Origin of the sequence: Streptomyces sp. Edi4 (assembly GCF_040253615.1) — a bacterium.
Classification (GTDB): domain Bacteria; phylum Actinomycetota; class Actinomycetes; order Streptomycetales; family Streptomycetaceae; genus Streptomyces.
In genome coordinates this window covers 6,316,574-6,333,677 of the sequence record NZ_JBEJGY010000004.1, presented here as the reverse complement: position 1 = coordinate 6,333,677, position 17,104 = coordinate 6,316,574, and the positions used below count along the sequence as shown (strand labels likewise).

The 17,104-nt window shown below is 73.2% G+C and carries 11 protein-coding genes, 1 tRNA gene and 1 pseudogene; 4 read left to right on the top strand and 9 right to left on the bottom strand.

Going from position 1 to position 17,104, the window contains the following annotated elements:
• Nucleotides 1-27: 27 nt before the first annotated feature.
• The gene (locus ABR738_RS30555) at nucleotides 28-549 is read left to right on the top strand and encodes a regulator component (RefSeq protein ID WP_350233164.1); all 522 of its coding nucleotides are present in this window, start codon (nucleotides 28-30) and stop codon (nucleotides 547-549) included.
• On the top strand, nucleotides 539-1,702 hold the full coding sequence (locus ABR738_RS30550) for an MAB_1171c family putative transporter (protein ID WP_350233163.1): 1,164 nt from the start codon (nucleotides 539-541) through the stop codon (nucleotides 1,700-1,702). Before ABR738_RS30555 ends, ABR738_RS30550 begins: the two co-directional genes overlap by 11 nt.
• Before the next feature lie 55 nt (nucleotides 1,703-1,757).
• Here ABR738_RS30550 and ABR738_RS30545 read toward each other — a convergent pair whose 3' ends face one another.
• The 7 genes from ABR738_RS30545 to ABR738_RS30515 form a co-directional block, all read right to left on the bottom strand.
• Nucleotides 1,758-2,606, bottom strand: coding sequence for an SDR family NAD(P)-dependent oxidoreductase (locus ABR738_RS30545; protein ID WP_350233162.1), 849 nt, complete (start codon nucleotides 2,604-2,606; stop codon nucleotides 1,758-1,760).
• Complete coding sequence (locus ABR738_RS30540; protein ID WP_350233161.1) at nucleotides 2,515-3,051, bottom strand: LysR family transcriptional regulator; 537 nt, start codon at nucleotides 3,049-3,051, stop codon at nucleotides 2,515-2,517. The genes ABR738_RS30545 and ABR738_RS30540 overlap by 92 nt, the downstream gene beginning before the upstream one ends.
• Nucleotides 3,052-3,453: 402 nt before the next feature.
• Nucleotides 3,454-4,935: a hypothetical protein gene (locus ABR738_RS30535; protein WP_350233160.1), complete on the bottom strand. Its 1,482-nt coding sequence runs from the start codon at nucleotides 4,933-4,935 to the stop codon at nucleotides 3,454-3,456.
• A gap of 15 nt (nucleotides 4,936-4,950) precedes the next feature.
• Nucleotides 4,951-9,633: a hypothetical protein gene (locus tag ABR738_RS30530; RefSeq protein WP_350233159.1), complete on the bottom strand. Its 4,683-nt coding sequence runs from the start codon at nucleotides 9,631-9,633 to the stop codon at nucleotides 4,951-4,953.
• A gap of 86 nt (nucleotides 9,634-9,719) precedes the next feature.
• Nucleotides 9,720-12,083 carry a hypothetical protein gene (locus tag ABR738_RS30525; protein ID WP_350233158.1) on the bottom strand — a complete coding sequence of 788 codons (2,364 nt, stop codon included), beginning with the start codon at nucleotides 12,081-12,083 and terminating at the stop codon, nucleotides 9,720-9,722.
• A 191-nt stretch (nucleotides 12,084-12,274) separates the two neighbouring features.
• Complete coding sequence (locus tag ABR738_RS30520; protein ID WP_350233157.1) at nucleotides 12,275-12,823, bottom strand: hypothetical protein; 549 nt, start codon at nucleotides 12,821-12,823, stop codon at nucleotides 12,275-12,277.
• A 152-nt stretch (nucleotides 12,824-12,975) separates the two neighbouring features.
• Complete coding sequence (locus tag ABR738_RS30515; protein WP_502964255.1) at nucleotides 12,976-13,809, bottom strand: alpha/beta fold hydrolase; 834 nt, start codon at nucleotides 13,807-13,809, stop codon at nucleotides 12,976-12,978.
• A 151-nt stretch (nucleotides 13,810-13,960) separates the two neighbouring features.
• Here ABR738_RS30515 and ABR738_RS30510 point away from each other — a divergent pair, with 151 nt between their 5' ends.
• Nucleotides 13,961-14,923, top strand: coding sequence for a helix-turn-helix domain-containing protein (locus tag ABR738_RS30510; RefSeq protein WP_350233155.1), 963 nt, complete (start codon nucleotides 13,961-13,963; stop codon nucleotides 14,921-14,923).
• Between the two features lie 87 nt (nucleotides 14,924-15,010).
• Here the strand turns inward: ABR738_RS30510 and ABR738_RS30505 are convergent.
• Both ABR738_RS30505 and ABR738_RS30500 read right to left on the bottom strand, forming a co-directional pair.
• Nucleotides 15,011-15,084 (bottom strand) — tRNA-Met (locus ABR738_RS30505).
• A gap of 208 nt (nucleotides 15,085-15,292) precedes the next feature.
• A pseudogene (locus ABR738_RS30500) lies at nucleotides 15,293-15,712 on the bottom strand (WD40/YVTN/BNR-like repeat-containing protein); the annotation flags it as partial.
• Nucleotides 15,713-16,666: 954 nt separating this feature from the next.
• Between ABR738_RS30500 and ABR738_RS30495 the strand changes: the two are divergent.
• Nucleotides 16,667-17,023, top strand: a complete 357-nt coding sequence (locus ABR738_RS30495) for a hypothetical protein (protein WP_350233154.1) — start codon at nucleotides 16,667-16,669, stop codon at nucleotides 17,021-17,023.
• Nucleotides 17,024-17,104: the final 81 nt, after the last annotated feature.

Genomic DNA, 17,104 nt, shown 5'->3' with positions numbered 1-17,104 from the left:
GCGATCGTGGAAGGTGGCGGAGGAGAAGTGCGGACAACCGGCGCATACGAGGAGCTGCAACGCAGGTGCATCGCGATCCTGCGTGATCTCGGCGTGGAGCGGTCCCTCCCCTTCGACGCCGTCCGCGCCCGGGTGGAAGAGCTCAGGGGCCGGCCCCTGGTGCTGAGGGAACTGCCAGAGGAGGCCGCGCTGAGCGGAGTCTGCGGGCTCTGGCTGGGCACGGACGCGGCCGATTACATCTTCTACGAGGCCAGGACCGCGCCCCTGCACCGGGAGCACATCATCCTGCACGAGATCGGCCACGTACTGTGCGATCACCGCAGGGACGTGGCCGCCCGGGCCGGTGACCTGGCAGGCCCGGGAACCGGCGATCTTCAGCCACAGCTCGTCAGACGCCTCATGGCCCGGAGCAGTTACAGCACCCAGGAGGAACAGGAGGCGGAGATGATCGCCAGCCTGATCCAGAGCGCCGGCAAACCCAGCCGTCTGGCAGGGCCCATGGGCCGGCTCGGCGCTTTCCTCGGGCTGGCGGTCGACGGTGCTGAATGAGCTGGAGGAGGCCGTCGGCCTGTGCTCGGTCCTCGTGCTGTGGACCGCCCTGATCTGGCGGGCGGCGCCCGCGCTGCGCCGCCCGGCCCAGCGCGGGCTCTGGCTCACCGTCTTCGCCGCGACCACCGCCATCACGCTGTTCCAGCCCAGGGTCGACCAGTGGCTCATGTCCGCCGGGGCCGGCGCCCATCCGGTGTCGCTGACCCGCAATGTGCTGGGCGTGCTGAGCGCCGGCCTGGTCCTGCTCTTCGTCGTCGACACCACGCGCTCGCGGCGGCTGCGGGGCACGGTGATCGTGGGGCTCGCGGCGGCGATGGGATCGCTGCTCGTGCTCGACCGTTTCGGCATCGACCAGTCGGGCTCACAGATGGACCTCCAGGGGCCCGCCGACCCCTCGACCCTGTACTGGCTGATTCTCGTCGCCGCCCATCTGCTCGGTGACGCCGTCGCCGTCGTCGTCTGCTGGGACTACAGCCGGCGCGCGGACGACCGTGACCTCGTGTGGTCGCTGCGGCTCTTCGCGGCCGGCAGCGTCCTGGCCATCGTGTTCTGGTGCGGCTACCTCTTCAATCTGTGCTTCCACACCCCCGGTACGCTGCCCTATCTGTCCCTGGTCATCAGCGTCCACGGCCTCTTCCGCGCGGCCTCGCTGCTCGTGCCGACCGCAAGCGGGCTCGCGCGCTGGGTGTCGTCGCTGCGGACGACGTGGCGGCTGTGGCCACTGTGGCGCGATCTGGTCGTCGCGGTGCCCCAGGTGACGCTGACCGAGCCGCAGCGCCGCCGGATCCAGGATGTGCTGTGGCCGCGCTCTCCCCTGGCGCTCCAGGCCCACCGCCAGACCATCGAGACGTACGACGCGATGCTGGAACTCCAGCAGTACGTCCGGCCCGACGCCTATGAGCAGGCGCTGTGCCGGGCCCGCCGCGCCGGGACGCGCGAGGACCGGCTCGCGGCGGCCGCGCTCGCCGGAGCCCTCGACCAGGCGCGGCGGGCCAAGCTCGGCGGCGCACAGCCGTCCGCGCCGTGCCCGCTGCCGGGCATGGACCGCGGCAGCACGGTGACGTTGCTCGCGATCGCGCGGCTGTGGCCCTCGGTGTCCCGGTCCGCCCCCGGCGCCGGCTCGGCGGACCGCTTCGAGGCGGCGCGGCACTGACCGCGGCCCAACAGCCCATGAGTCGAGCTCTGTTGGAGGCGCGCAGGGGCCGGGGTCAGAGTCCCGCCGCGTCGCGGGGCGTGAACTGGAAGTCGAACGCGAAGGTGCCGGGGTCCAGCGCGGTGGCGCCGCCGTCGACGGTGAGCACCGCGCCGTTCACGAAGGAGGAGGCCGGGGAGAGCAGCCAGGTGATCGTCTCGGCGACCTCCCTCGGGTCGGCCGGCCGGCCCAGGGGCAGCAGACTGGTCGCCTGCGCGTAGGCCGCCTCCCTGCCGCCGTCCTCGCCCTCGCCCGTCAGGCCCGCTTCCTGGGCGAAACGCGTCATGCGCCGGTCGGCCATCTCGCTCCGTACCCAGCTGGGACACACGATGTTGGAGCGCACCCCCTGGCGCCCGTAGTCGACGGCGACGGAACGGGCCAGTTGCAGCAGGGCGGACTTGGAGACGGCGTACGGCGCGTTGCCACGCCCGTTGAGCAGCGCGGAGACCGACGCGACGGAGACCACGGCGCCCCGGGACTCCAGCAGGTGCGGCAGCGCGGCGCGGAGCAGAAGCAGGGGGCCGGTGACGTTGGTCCGCATGACCTCGTCCCAGTCCGCCATCGACAGGTCGCCGACCGTACCGCCGCGCCCGATGCCCGCGTTGAGCACGATGCCGTCGATACGCCCATGGGCGTCGAGGGCGGCGCGCACCAGGCCCTCGGCGGCCTCGGGCGTGCCCACGTCGCAGGGGTGCGCCAGGGCGCCGGTCTCGCTTTCGAGACGCCGCAGCGGTTCGTCCCGGCGTCCGGCGGCGATCACGGGGTGCCCGCCCTCACGGAGCAGGCGGGCGGTCGCCTCCCCGATGCCGGAGCCCGCACCGGTCACGATGACTACTCGCTTGTCGTTCGCGGTCCTGTCGTTCAACGCGGTCCTGCCTTCTGTTCGAGTACGTACGGCGAATCCGTCCGCATCGTAGATCGCGCGGCGCGAGCAGTAGTTGATCTTGAGTCAGGGTGGCTCGTTCCGGCCCGTTCCCCGGCCGGGTCCCTTCGGCCGGGGTGGCCGGAACGCGTCCCGGTGGGGCGGGCGACGCGTGCCCCGGCCGGGGTCGGCGCGTTCGCCGGAGTCCGTGTCCGCAAGGCCGGAGCCCGGCCACGCGCCGCGCTCGGACGCCGGCGACGCTCTTGATGCTTTCGAAGAGGGTGAGCATGGCCCGCGCCGAAGGCAGGATCATGCGGCCCTCACGAGTGAGCCCGGCTCCTGTGCAGTACCGGCCGAACAGCCGGGCGCCCAGGGCCCGTTCGAGGCGTTGGATCTGGTAGCTGACGGCGGGCTGGGAATAGCCCCGGCGTTTGGCGGCCTGATCCATTCGCCCGATCATTGAGTCGGAACGGCGCAGGAAGGTGTAGAGATACCACCGGCGCCCATCGGTGGTGCTACAAGTGACCCCGAGCCGTTCGGGAGTTCAGCTCTCGATGAGGCGGTGGAGCACCACGGTGTCGAAGATGTCCTCCATGCGCACCGCCCGGCCACCACGCAGCGTCCCGGAGTGCGCGAACCTCATCCGCCAGGTGCGCCCGGCGACCGAGGTGACGTCCCGCCGGCCGGCCCAGCACTTCCAGCGAGGTGGCCGCGCCCGGCGACCAGCGCCCGTCCGCCCGCAGTCGCTCCACCTCGGCCGAGGCCGCGCCCGCCCAGCCGCCGCCCGGTATGTCCTCGGTCATCGCTCCCCCGTCCGATCGCCCCGGCGGGCCGATCCGCACCGTATCCCTCAGCCGTGCAGCGCCACGCACGCGCGCAGCAGCGGTTCGAGGCGCAGCTGGGCGCCTTCGTGGTCGAAGACCTGGAGGGCGTCCAGGCAGGTCACGATCCACCGCGCCTCCTCCTCGTCGACCTCGCCCCCGACCGCCACCGCGGTCATCCCGCTCTCCCAGTCGAACCATCCGTCCTCGTACTCCTTCACCAGCGCCCGGTATCCGGTGGCGAGGGACGGGTCCGCGTACAGGCCCGTGTCCGTGGCGAAGGCGTGGGCGCGTGCCCGGTCGGAGCGCAGACCGGCCAGGCGGCGCAACGCCTCGTCGGGGTCACCCAGTTCACGGTGCGACCGGTGGGCCTCGGCGACCAGGCACGGCCAGCCTCCCGACAGCTCACGCAGCCGGTCGAGCCGGTCCTCGCGCTGGAACATGTCGACGCGCTGCGCCCATCCACGCAGGCTGCGCCGGTCGTGGCGGCGCAGTACCACCGGGACGGCCGACGTGGCCTCGCCGCCAGTCAACAGGGGCCGCCACAGGGCCAGTTGCGTGGTGTCGGTGACCAGGACCACCGCCCGGGCCACCCCCGGCGTCAGGGGCAGCAGCGTCTGGGCGAGATCGACCGCCTCGCGACAGGTCTCGGGGCGCACCGGATCCCGGTAGTTGACGAAGTCGCTGATGACTACGCGCCGCTCCCGGGGCCGGCCGCCGGTGAGCTCCTGCTTGTAGGCGCTCGGCTTGCCGACCGGGGGCAGCGTCCAGCCGGCGATGCCCGCGGTCAGCGTCCGCAGGGTGTGGGCGACGTCCCCCACGCCGGTGGCGGGGCTGCCGAGAACGACCCTGGTCTGGTTGGAGCGCCGGCCCAGGAGGTCGTCCAGCTGGGTGTTGGTGAGCGGCGCGGGGCGGCCGTCGGACAGCTCGGGGCGGCCTTCCTGCACGATGCTCTCCTGCAGCTCGCACTCCTCCTCTGCCCTCAGCAGGCGGGCCTCCACCTCGTTCGACGTGCCGATCATGCGCAGGGCGTTGGGACCGCGCAGATGCCAGCCGAGGCCGTCGTGGTTGGGCGCGAGGACGCCGAGGCCGACCATTTCGGAGAGGTAGGCGCGAAAGCCCTCGGTGTCGAGCTGTTCGAACCCCTTGCGCCAGTACGTCTCGCACTCCTCGCGCAGTTCGATGTCGCTGAGCCGCACCTCCAGACCCCGGTGGCGGGCGTGGTAGGCCAGCACGTTGGCGATCACGTCATAGCGGTGGTCGAGGCTGAGGGTGTCCTTGAACGCCGCCGAGATGCTGTCACGCAGGCCGGCGTCCGACTCCACGACCTCGATGTCGGCGAGCTCCACCGGGTACGGCGGCCCTTCGGCGCCGCGCCGCGCCCGCTTGCGGTGCATCAGCTCCACCAGCCGGTGGCCGAACATCTGGAGCAGGAAGGGCTGGTAGGAGCAGTAGCCGAGCACCCGGTTGACCAGGTCCATGTCCTGGAACTCGAAGCCGAGCGCGCGCATCGGCTCGACCAGGAGCTAGGCGGCGAACTGGGGGGCCAGCGGACCGATCACCTTCGGGGTCTGCGCGAGATGGCCGAACGGCCCGTTGCTGGCGAGCTTGGCGAAGCGCTGCACCGAGTGCAGCCCGGCGAAGACGACCTTGGCCCGGTCCTTGGTGTCGTCCCCCAGACCTTTGAGCTTCTTCGTCTGGTTGAACCGGGGCGCGTCCGCCTCGAAGAACTGGTCGCACTCGTCGAGCAGGACCAGCAGCCGGCGGCGCGAATCCGCGTCGGTCCAGGCCCGGATGCCCGCGCGCACGCGCTCGGACATGACGGCGACGTCCTTGGCGGACCTGCGGCCGGGCGCGGGGCTCAGCACCCCCGCCTCGGTCAGCTTGCGGTCGAGCACGCTCCAGAGCGCTTCGGGACCGAGCGAGCTGCCCTTGCCGATGTTCTCCTGGTCGAGGTTCACGTACACCGCCTGGTGGTAGCCCGGGCGCTGTTCCTCGAACTTGTCCCCCGCGTCCGCGAGCAGGGCCGACTTGCCAAGACCCCGGCCCCCGTAGATGACCTGGGTGCCGCGCGGGTCGATGATGGACTTGCGTTCGGCGTCACGGCCGTAGAACATCTCGCCGCCGATCCGGCCGCGCTTCTCCCTGATGTACGGGTTGACACCGCAGAACGGCAGCAGGGTCTGGGTGGCGGTGCTCACCTGGCGGTTGCCCTGGGCGGCGAGGTAGGCCAGGGCGGCGTCGTCCACGACGAGCAGGGGCTGCAACCGGTCGGAGGCGACGGCCAGTTCCACGCGCGCCTCGGGGCTCAGCGTGCCGAAGTACGCGACGAGGAGGCCCGCGCCGCTGGTGTCACGCTCCGCGAGACTCATGACGACCTTGGCCGGCGGGCGACCCCACACCATCAACACCCGTAGGGTGCCGCCCTGTTCACGGATCTGCGAACCGAACGCGGGCGCCTTCGCCCGGCCGTTGATCTCCACCTCGGTCGCCTCGAAGAAGCGGTACTCGCGCCGGCGCAGATTGGGCGAGCGCTCATCGAGCGGCCGCGCGCTCTTGGCGTCGTAGCCGAGGAGCTTGAGCAGCGGGGGCAGCTGGCGTCGCCCCGACACCTCCAGACGGTCCTTGGGTTCGGTCGCGCCGAGCTCGCGCCAGCCGTCGAGGGCGTCGGCCGCCAGAGCGGCCTCGTCGGTGGACAGAGCGCCGTAGTCGAGTACGGGGAGCGTCGGATGCTTGGCGCCCGAGCGCACCAGGCCCACGAGGGCGCGGTCGATGCCCCGGGGCAGGCCCGCGGGCACCGCGGGGAAGAACTCCGTCAGATGGGGCTCGCTGCCCTCGATCTCCGGTACGGGTTCGCCGATCTCCAGGAAGTAGACGAGGTCGGCGGCGGTGGCCAGGCCTCCGGTGTCCAGGTGGCGCAGGACCTGGGCGCGCCCGTCCTCGGTGAGGTCGAGGGCGTCGAGCCGCGCCCGGATGCGGTCGGCCGCCTGCCGGCGGAACTCGGGCAGGTCACCGCGCACGGTGTCCAGGGCGCGGCGCACCTTCCGCAGATCGCGCGTGGTGGCGCCGTCGAGCCGGTCACGCGCGTCGGCGAGCAGTTCCTGGAGCCGCAGGTCCTGGTCGTCCGTGACGGCGCCGTCGGCCTGCGCGCGGTGCAGCTCGGCGACGAGTTCGTCGTGCCGGCCGCGCAGTCCGGCGCGCCGGGCGGCCTCCCGCTCGTCGATCACGGCGAGGTCGGGCGCCGTGAACTCACCGCCGGGCGCGCCGGGCAGCAGCCCGCGGCCCGCCAGTTCGGCGATCGTACGGGCCGCGGTGAACGCGTCGCGGGACAACCGCTCGTCGAGGGCGTCCTGCCAGGTGCGGTCGACGGCGGTGAGGAGCAGGTCGAGGCCGGGCTGCTCGGCGGTGGTGTCACAGACCTTCAAAAGCTCCGCGTCGAGCACCGTCTCGGGGGCGAGTGAACCGCCGGAGCGCGGGGGCGCACCGGCGCCGGACAGCAGGGCGAACAGCTCCTTCATCGAGTCGCGGGCCGCCCAGGCGGTCGCCGCGGCGAGCGCGCCCGAGCGCCGTGCGAGCAGTTCCAGCTCGGCGAGCAGCGCCTCCTCGCCGTCCAGGAGCGAGCGGCGCAGGGAGGAGATCTCCTTGATCGCCCGGTTGCCGTCCACGCGGTCGCCCCGGCGGATCCCCTCGACCGCGAGGCACCACTCCTTGGCCAGACTGACGGCCCGTTCCACGAGGTGCACCAGGTCGTGGCGTCCGGCGCCCTGCAAAGGCTTGCCGCTGGAGCGGTACTTGCGGTCCATGCGGTCGATCTCGTTGTTGATCTCGGCCAGCTTCGAGAGGCGTTCGACCTGCTCGGCGACCCCCGGCACCGCGTCACGCCGATCGCGGACCACCGTCGTCAGGAGCGAGCCCAGCATGCCCCCCTCGGGGGCCAGCCACCGCTTGGCGATCTCCGTCGCACGGGCGAAGCGGAGCCTCGGCGGCACGAGCAACGCGCTGCTCTGCTCCCCGAGTTCGCGCAGCCTGGCCTCGGTCTCGGAGACGTCGGCGATGACGACCAGCGGGGAGGCGATCATGAGCACCCCGCTGAGCGCGCGGTCCGCGACGGCGGTCGCGGCCTCGGCGAGCCGCTCGGGCAACCGGGGCATCAGCGCCTTGAGCTGGGCACCCGCCAGATGGTCCCCGGTGATCAGCGCGGTACGCAACAGGGCGGGCAGCAGCAGGAGTTCGCTGCCCTCGGCGTCGGGGCCGGCCTGTCCGCCGTACTGTTGCAGCACGTTCGCGACCAGCCGCGCGCCCTGGCTGTCGCCGGAGGTGAGCAGCGCCGCGGCGCCGGCCAGGCGGAGCGCCGCCACCTGCGGCTCGGGGTGGGCGGCGGCCCGCGCCAGGTGGTGGGCGAGCCCGAAGCGCCGCTCGACGACGAGCCGCGCAAGGACCCGCTCGACCTCGGTCACGGCGTCGTCGCCCGCAGGGGTCGCGGCAAGGCCACCGGGAGCGGACGCGCGCCGGTCGCCCCGGTCGCGCTGGCTGCCCTGGTCACGCGGCGCGACGGCGGGCTCGGGGGCGGAGCCGTCGAGGGTGGGGGCTGGGGCGGCAGGGGGATCGGCAGGGCCGCCCGGGGCGATGAGCGGTGCCTGTCCGTTCACGGTGGGGGCCGTGTCGGGGGAGGGCGCGAGGGTGGCGGCCACAGCGGCCGGGACGAGCTCCGGATCCACATCGTCCGCCAACTCCGGCTCGCTCAAGGGCAGTTGACCCGTCGCCGCCGCCTGAGCCGGTTCTTCGCGCTCGGCCGCAGGAACGGACACCCGGTCCGCAGTCTCCGTCAGGCGGTCGGGCTCAGCGGCACGCGACTTCTCCTCCCGTGCCGGCTCATGTGCGGCGTCCGCCGACCGCGCGGAAGGCGGTGCGGGGGCCTGCGGCGCGGCGGGGGCCGGTCCGGGCGGGTCCTGCGCCAGGGTCAGTTCGGGGGCCATCACCACCGCCGTGGCCCACGTGGGCATCCCTCGCACGATCTGGGCCTGAAGGGCCAGGATCTCCACCGCCGCGTCCGGTTGCCGGCCGAGCCGGATGAGCCGGGCCAGTGCGGTGAGCGCGGCGCACTCGTCGCGCTGGGTCTGTTCCCACACCGGCAGGTCGAGCAGCCGGCGGGCCGCGTCCCGAACGGCCGCCGCGACGGGGGCGGCGGGGCCCTTTGGACGGCAGGCTGTGACACCGAGCAGCTCGCGCAGCGGCTCCCGCGTCCTGAGGTCGTGTTCGTGCGCCGCCCGGTGCGCGGCGGCGGCGCGCGTCATGTCGTCGAGGCGGCGCGGCACGCTTTCGATCCCGGCCGCGCGCAGCGTCGCGTCCGCGCTGTCGAACGCGGCGCCCAGAGAGGCCAGCACGGCCACGTCCCCCGCGTTGGGCGGGCGCCCGTCCGCGACCGCCTCCGTCACGTTCCGCGCCGCGCCGCGAGCGCGGGTGAGGGCCGACGCGAGCTCCCGGCAGGCCTCCTCCGGCTCTTTCGCCGTGTGGGCCGGGCCCGACCGACCGCTCCGGCCCTCGTCGTCGGCCTGCGCGCCGGGCGCCTCGCCCCGGGCCGCGATGGGCGCGGACTCCTGTTCTTGCCGTGCCCCGGGCACGAAGCCCGGGTGCGCCGCGACGACCGCCCGTGCCGCGTCGCCGACCGCCGCGAGCCGCACCTTCTCGTCCTCGTCGGCCGTCACGGTGAACCAGTCCTGTTCGGCCGCCCAGGCCAGGATGCCCGCGTGCGCGACGGAGGCGTCACACCACGCGAGCACCGCGGCCCTGACCAGCGTCGCGCCCCACCGCGACACCGGGTCGGCAGGGGGCGCGCCGTCCGGCGTGACGGCGTACGCGGCGACCTGGTCGATCACGGTCTGCGTGAGTCCCCTGACCCCGCTGCCACAGGCGTGCTGGCGGACGTCGCGCCGCATCCGTGCCAGCACGTCCTGGCACAGGGCGGCGCCGGCCCGGCGCGGAGCCGCCATCCGGATCCCCAGGTGGCCCAGCAGCCGCTGGCGGTCTTTCGGCGCCAGGGAGTTGAAGGCGAGCTCCACCATGTCCACGGTCAGGTCGTCCAGGGAGGACGCCGGGGACGTGAGGGCGTTGAGGGCGGCGGCCAGATCCGTCAGTTCCTCCAGTTCCCCGGGTGAGGACTGCGAAGGGGACAACGGCGGCCCCGTCACGACGTGATAGCGGTCGGGCATGTACGCGTACTCCGTTTCTGTGGTGGGTTCTGCCGGCCAAGATGCTCGTAGGGCACGTGAGGAGGGAGCGGGAGCGAGGCGCGCGGTCAGCGGCCGCGCGTGTGCTCGGTGACGAAGGTGTAGCCCCGGGGCAGTTCCCAGCCGTCCGCCTTGCCGAGCGCCCGGCAGTGCTCCCGGAAGGCCGCGCGCTGGCCTTCGCTCGGCGCGCATCCGGGCCGCAGGCGGCGCAGGTGGCCGGAGACGATCTGAAGCGCGAGGAGGGCCGCGCCGTCCGGGTCGGGGTCCGTGCCGCCCCAGGGCCGTATCACCCGGCGTGGGACCGGCACGTAGGCGATCAGGGGGATGACGGGCTGCCGGTCGCGCGCCGGGAAGTGCGGCTGCCCCCAGGCGTCCCTGCTGCCGGTGGCCGGTTCGAGGACGCGTTCGGCGAGCAGTTCCGCGCAGGCGGCTGCCAACGCCTCGGCCTGCGCTGGAGCCGGTGGGCGCCCGTACGCGGCGCTCGGCAGCACCGACCGGTCCATCAGGGCATGGCCGTCCGGGGTCAGAAGCCCGCACCTGCGCACCGTGCGCATCACCAGCTCCCGTGGCCCGAGCCCGGCCGCGCTGTCCCCTCGGCGGTCGCTGCCGGGCGCGTCCTCCCGGGTCAGAACGCGAGGGTCGTAACAGTGTCCGCTCTCGCGCTCGCCGGCCCGCACCCGTTCCGGGAGCCGCGTCGTGGCGAGGTGGATCACGGCGCTGCCCCGGGTGTGGCGCAGCTCAAGCACCAGGCCGGGGAAGAAGGCGGGGGGCCACACGACGCCGGTCAGCCGCCCCTCCTCCTCGCCGAGGCCGGCGACGACGTCCTGCGTGGCCTCCGCGTCCTTCAGCTCCTCGCCCGCATGGGCGAGTTCGAGGCGCACCGCTGGGCGCGGACCGTGGGAGCGGCGCAGGTCCTCGACGACGTACGGGTGCAGGGGGAGCCGGCCGCCGATGAGGTCGGCCAGGCGCAGAGGTGTGCGCCAGACGGTTCCGTACGCGTCGTGGCGCAGGAGTTCACCGGCGCCGAGCAGGGCGTCGTCGGCCAGCGGCAGGTCGACGGGATCGAGCTCCATGTCCGGCGCGCTCCTGGGCGGCGCGGGCAGCGTGGACGCCCAGCCGCGTCCGGCCGGGGTCAGGGGGTCGCCGGGCGGATCCGCGTCGCCCGGGTGGTGGGAGCGCCATACGCCTCCGCCCTCGAAGGCGTCGTCGAGTGTGACCCGGGAGCCGCCGGCGAACAGGCCTTGGTCGCTGTCGCCCTGGACGACGTCCGCCAGCGCCACGTTCGCCCGGCACACGGCGGCGGCGTAGCCCACTCCCGTGAGCAGGTCCTTCGTCCCGGGGAAGGCGCGGAGCCGGGGTCCGACCGCCGTGTACACGGTGACCGGCGCGGTGAGGCCGTAGCGCCGCCTGCCCGGGGTCGCCGCGTTCTCCACCGCCGCCGCCAGGGACCTGAGGTCGTCGCCGCCGAGCGGTCCGGTGTCCCGCCAGCAGGCGGCGAGTGAGGCCCGGTCCATGGCGTAGTGTCCCCAAGTCCGTAACTCGGCGCTGGAGTTGAGGACGCCGCGCACCGTGTCCAGGATCCCCAGCAGTCCCGCGCGCAGGTCGTCCTCGCGCCGGCTCGCCACCAGCGCGGCGAGGGACACGGGAACGTAGGGGCTGAGCAGTTGTTCCCGCGCGGTGGTCAAAAGATGGTGCGCGTAGGCCGACAGGTCGTCGCGCCGGGCCGCCGCCGGGGAGGGGTAGCAGACGTCGACGACGACGTGCCCGTCCTCATTGATCCAGCGCCGGCGCGAGCGTAGGCGGTGGAGCTGCGCCGGGGTCAGGCTCAGCGCCGGCCCGAAGGCGTGGAGATCGGGGACAAGGAGCTCGCGCCGCCGGGGCTCGGCCTCCTCCCCCGGCCTGCCCGGGCCCACCGCTCCCGCGGGTGCCCCCGACACCCAGGCCGGCGTGTCACCGAGGGCGCCCGCCTGCGGGTGGGCGCCCTCGCGGTGGACGATCTCGGCGTACAGCGGGTCGGATCCGGTGGCGACGCACACCATCGCGCCGACCGGGAGGACGGGCGCTCGCTCGCCGAAGGCGATGACGGGGAAGTCCTCGGGGCGCAGCGGGCTCGCGCCGTATCCATCGCCCCCGAGGTCGTACCCGAAGTACACGGCGTTGAAGGCGACGGTGGTGTGCACGGGCGCGGTCCTGGCCACGACGACCGCCTCCAGGTAGCGCCGCAGCCGGTCCCGGTCCGGCGCGGGCACGGCGTCGTGGCCCCCGGTCATGGCCGGGGTCAGCAGGGCCCGCTCCCCGTAGGGATCCGGCACCGCCGTCCCGTCCTGTACGCGCTCGTCCCGTGCGCGCTCGTCCCGTGCGCGCTCGTCCCGTGCGCGCTCGTCCTGTACGCGCTCGTCAACCGTTGTCGACCTCTGCGGGTCCCCGCCCATGACACCTCCGCCGCACCACGCCTCACCCCGGCCCGCCTGCGGTAATTCCCGCAGACTATGCCCGCGAGCGGGGTTCCTGTGGCACTTTCGGCACTTTGCGCGGACGGGCGGCGCGGGCCCGGGATCCGACGCCTCGCGGGCGCCGTGGCACCGCTTCGAGCCGTGCCCCTCGGTGGCGTTCGCGCGGACGTTCAGGAGCCCGTCAGCACACCGGCCCGTCGGCGCCGGGCGTAGGCGATGGTGAGGACGGCGACCAACGGACCCCAGGCCAGCATGGGGGCGTAACAGATGTCCATGATCAGGCCCGCTGTTCCATGCGGGAAGTCGGGGTTGGCCAGCGGGCCGCCGGGCACCAGCGTGACCGCCGCGCACAGGGCCGCCGCCGCGACCGCGCCCAGCGCGGCGGGTACGATCACCGCCGGCGGCGGGATACGGCGGCCCCCCAACCACGGTACCCAGCGCGGCACTTGCTCGCCCCAGGGCCGCACAAGACCGAGCGTGAGGCAGGCGGCCGTCTGCGAGAGCACCGACAGGATCAGCACGTAGACCATGATCGGGGTCCCCCGGTAGAGCGACCCGAGCCGTCCGGTGAACCCCACGTCCACGCCGAACCCGAGGGACAGGCGCCACACACACGAGGGCACGGTGCACAGCACGGTCACCCAGGCCGCCCACACCGCCCATCGGGGTGCGGCGATCTGGGCGTCCCACGCGGGCGGGGCGAAGTGACGCGACATCATGAACTCCCGGGCATACGGCGCGGATCGACCTCTCCACGGTGTCATCGCCCGGCACGCGGTTGCGTCGTCCGCCCGTCCGGGACCTCTCCCCCGCGCGGGCGGGCCGCCCTCCGCCTCCAGGAGGATCCGATCGGCTCGGCGGGGGATCACCCCTACGACGGGAGCGTGACTCGCCCGCTCCCGAGCCCCGCGTCCCGCCCGTGAAGCTGCTCGACGAAGGCCGCCAGCGCCACCGCGACGGCGTGCGGCGCCTCCAGGGGCAGGAGGTGACCGGCGCCGGGGACGGTGAGCAGGGTCGCGTGCGGGATGTGCGGCAGGAGGCACGCGCGCAGGACGCGTGCCGGCTCGACCACGTCCCTCTCACCGGCCAGGACGGTCACCGGGACGGTGATGTCACGCACAGCGCGGGAGATGTCACGCGCCATCCCGCGCAGCGGCCACTCCTGTCGGGCCTGCGGCCCTGCGGCGAGGCTGTCGCGTACGGCGGTGGCCAGCGTCGCCCCGGGCAGGGGCGTGGCGGTCAGTATGTCGTTCAGGGCGTGCCGCACGGCTTCGGGCGAGTCGTAGGCGTGGGACAGATCGCGCCGGTACTCCTCGGTCACGGTGGCCGGAGGCTCGGCCGGCGCGGGCGCGAGCAGAAACAGGCCGGTGAGACCCAACGGCCGCCGTGCGGCGAGGAGTTGGGCCACCTTGCCACCCATCGAGTGGCCGACGAGAACGTACGGACCCGGTACGCACTCCTCCACCACCCGCGCGAGGTCGTCGGCGAGCCGGTCGAGGTGGTAGGGCCCGGGCAGGGCGCGCGCGGTGCCCCAGCCGCGCTGGTCGAAGCGGACCGTGGCCTGCTCCGGCGGAAGGTGACCGATCACCTCGCTCCATGTGCCGGCGGAGCCGCCCCAGTAGTGGACGCATACGAGCACCGGGCCGGTACCGCCCTTGAGCCGTACCTCCAGAGCGCCGCCGGGCACCGTGACCCGCCTTGTCATTTCCTTCATCGTCGCGCCTTCCTTCCGGCTGCGTGAGACGGTCGACGTCTGCGGTCGCAGCCACGTATGGATACTCTGACCTGCTGCCAGGCACGCAACTGACGGTAGGCCAGGCCCGGTTGGAGGCCTGGTGGAAAGAAGCGGAGTACTTGTGGAAAGCGGACAGGAAGCGGTGCGTCAGCTCCGCTACTCGCCCGCCGTCGGTTCGCCCCACGGCGTGGAGGTCATGGACTTCGCGGCGCTGCGCTCCATGGACACCCGGCGCCGGCGCGTGCTGCCCCAGCGCCCCGACTTCCACGTCCTGGCCCTGATCGCCTCCGGCACCGGCGCCCACGAAGCGGACTTCCGCGCCTACCGGCTGAGGCCGGGCAGCGCCGTATGGATCCGGCCCGGCATGGTGCACCGCTGGAGCGACATCGACGCGTGCGAGGGCCCGCTCATCCTGTTCCGGCCGGGTTTCCTGCCCGGCCTCACCGCCGAGGAGGCCGGCGCCCCGGCGTGCCGCTACCTTGACCCACAGGGGCTGAGCCTGGCCCTGCTCGCGGCCGACCACCTGCGCCACGAGTACGAGGCGGCCGCACGCGCCCCGCTCCTGGCATCCCCCGCGCTGCCGGCCCACCTGCTGGCCGCACTGGTCCTGCGCGTGCTGGCGGGTCCGCCCGACCGGGCCCGCGAGGCGGCGGCGGACGACGGGTCCGCGAGCGGGGGCGCGGGCGGGTCCGCGGGCGGGTCCATCGCCGTGTTCCGCGCCTACCGGGCCGCAGTGGAGGCCCACTTCTGCGAGTGGCATCAGGTGGCCGACTACGCCCGGGCGCTCGGCTACGACGTGCGCACCCTCACCCGGGCGACCCGCGCGGCCACCGGCACGGGCGCCAAGGCCTTCCTCGACCAGCGCGTCCTGCTGGAAGCCAAAAGGCTGCTCGCCCACACCGATCTGCCGGTCACCGGCTGCGCCCGGCGCCTCGGATTCCGCGACGCCGCGAACTTCACCACGTTCTTCCGCCGCCAGGCCGCCACACCGCCGGCCGCGTGGCGCGCCGCGTACGGCGCGCGGGGTGTCGCGACGTCGGCCGGGAGCCGCGCTCCATACTCCGGCGCCGTAGCGGCCCAGTGAGCAGCGGCTCTCGATGGCGGACCGCACGGGGACCTCGACGCAAACGAACAGGCCCCGATCCGGATGGAATCGGGGCCTGTTCAACAGTAGCGGGGACAGGATTTGAACCTGCGACCTCTGGGTTATGAGCCCAGCGAGCTACCGAGCTGCTCCACCCCGCGTCGGTGAACCCAACCCTACGCCATCTCGGCACCCATAAAGACCTCGCCCGCACCACGCACCACGCACAGGACACACGGGCAAACCCACAAGTCACTCCCCCGCCCACCCTCGCAACACAGCGAACCAGTCAGGCCGCCGGCCGCCCTCCTGGCCCTGATGTCGCCTCGGCCAGGAGGGCGGCCCGCTGTCACGGGCGACGCGCGGGGATCAGGACGGGTCGCCGTGCTGGAGGCCCCGGCCGTTGGTGCCGATGTAGACACGGCCGTAGGTGTCGGGGTCGCCGGTGCTGACGCCCTGGCTGCCGATGGCGCCCCACTGGTGGGCCCGGTCGTCGACGCGGGTCCAGGTGGCGCCCTTGTCGGTGGAGCGGAAGACGCCGGTGACACCCTTGACCGCGCCGATCAGGTACAGCGTCTGGTAGGAGGCGCCCGGCGCCGCCTTGCCGCAACCGATCGCCGAGGCGGACGTCACCGAGGTGAGCCGGGTGAACGTGCCGCCACCGTCCGTGGAGTGGAACAGGCCCTTGCCGCCGCCCGCGATCCACAGGTCGCCGGCCCGGCCCGGCAGGGCCTTGAGGCGGCCGTCGGCGGGCAGGCCGGTCGAGCGGGCGGTGAAGGTCGCGCCGCCGGACAGCAGGCCCTTCGCGATCAGCTCCCCGACGAGCGCCGCCGGCACGGCCAGCGGCGCGAGGTCGGCCAGGAGCGACTCGGCCGGAACCCGCCCGGCCGCCGTCCCCGTACATGTCGCGCAGTCGCGTATGTGCCGGCCAATCCGCTTGCGCCACACGGAAGTTCGCGTACCGTCTCATCCGGAGACGGTCGCGTCGAGCCCCGCGCAGCGCGGTTCGGCCGCCAGCGCGGCGACGACCGTCCGTCAGTTCCAGTTGCTCGCGCATGCGGTGCGGGCGGACTCCGGTGTGGGCGACGCTGTTCCCCGTCGCGTCCGCTATGTCCTGGCGGCTGAGCAGCCCGGCGCACTCCTGCCACCAGCTGCCCGAGGAAATCTCCGGGCCGGAGCGTCAAATGAGCGTCTCGCGTGCCTACGGCCGTCCAACGACCAAGCCCGTTGGGTACCGGACGCGGACGGCAAGGCCGTGGACGCCGACGTACGCCGTTGGGGCGAACCGCTGGCGACGGTCCTGGGCTTTGCGGATCCTCTCAAACTGACCCCGCCCCCGATCCAAGCCGACTGTCAGTTGCTGGACTCATGCGCCACGCAGGCCACGGTCCAGCCGCTCCACACACCCATCACCGCCCACTACGGCGAGGACGACTTCGACAACCCCGGCCGAGAACGCCCTGGCCTGGGCGGACGCGGCGGCGGGGACTGAGGCTGGGGCCGACGGGTCGCCTCTCGCAGCTTCCCCGGCGGACATTTCTTCCTCGTCCCGCAAGCGGCCGAGGTGGTCGGTGACATCAACACCTGCCCCTCCCGATACCGCAGGAACTGATACCCCTGGACCACTTATCACCCCTTCGGGAAACCGAGATATCCGACTGATAAGCCTCTTCCTTAAAGTCTGCCGCGGAGACATTCTCCGGCCTTTGAGTGAATTCGGTTTCTTTGCAACAGGAGACGAAAGTGCTGAAGAAGAACTGCTACCGGGCGACCACACTGGCAGCCGCCGCGGTGCTTTCCGCCCTGGCTCTGCCCGGCACCGCCCAGGCCGCCACCGGGACCATCACGTACAGCGGCCACCGCGCGGGAACGATCACCAATCCCCAGGACGGCACCTGCATCAACCTCCCGCAGCAGGGCGGCGACACGTTCCCCGCGGGCTGGGTCACGAACAACACCAACAAGACGATTCAGGTCTACTACTACAGCGACTGCCGTACGGGAGACGGGGCCGCCGCCAAGGTGCTCAAGCCCGGCGAGCAGGCAGGACCGGGCGGGTGGTACCCGCTGGCCGGCTACCTCTCCGTGAAGGCAGTCTGAATCAGGCCACAGGGACCGGCTCCGCAAGAACCCCGACTTCTCGCGGAGCGGGCCGTCCGCCTGTGACACGCACACGGTGCG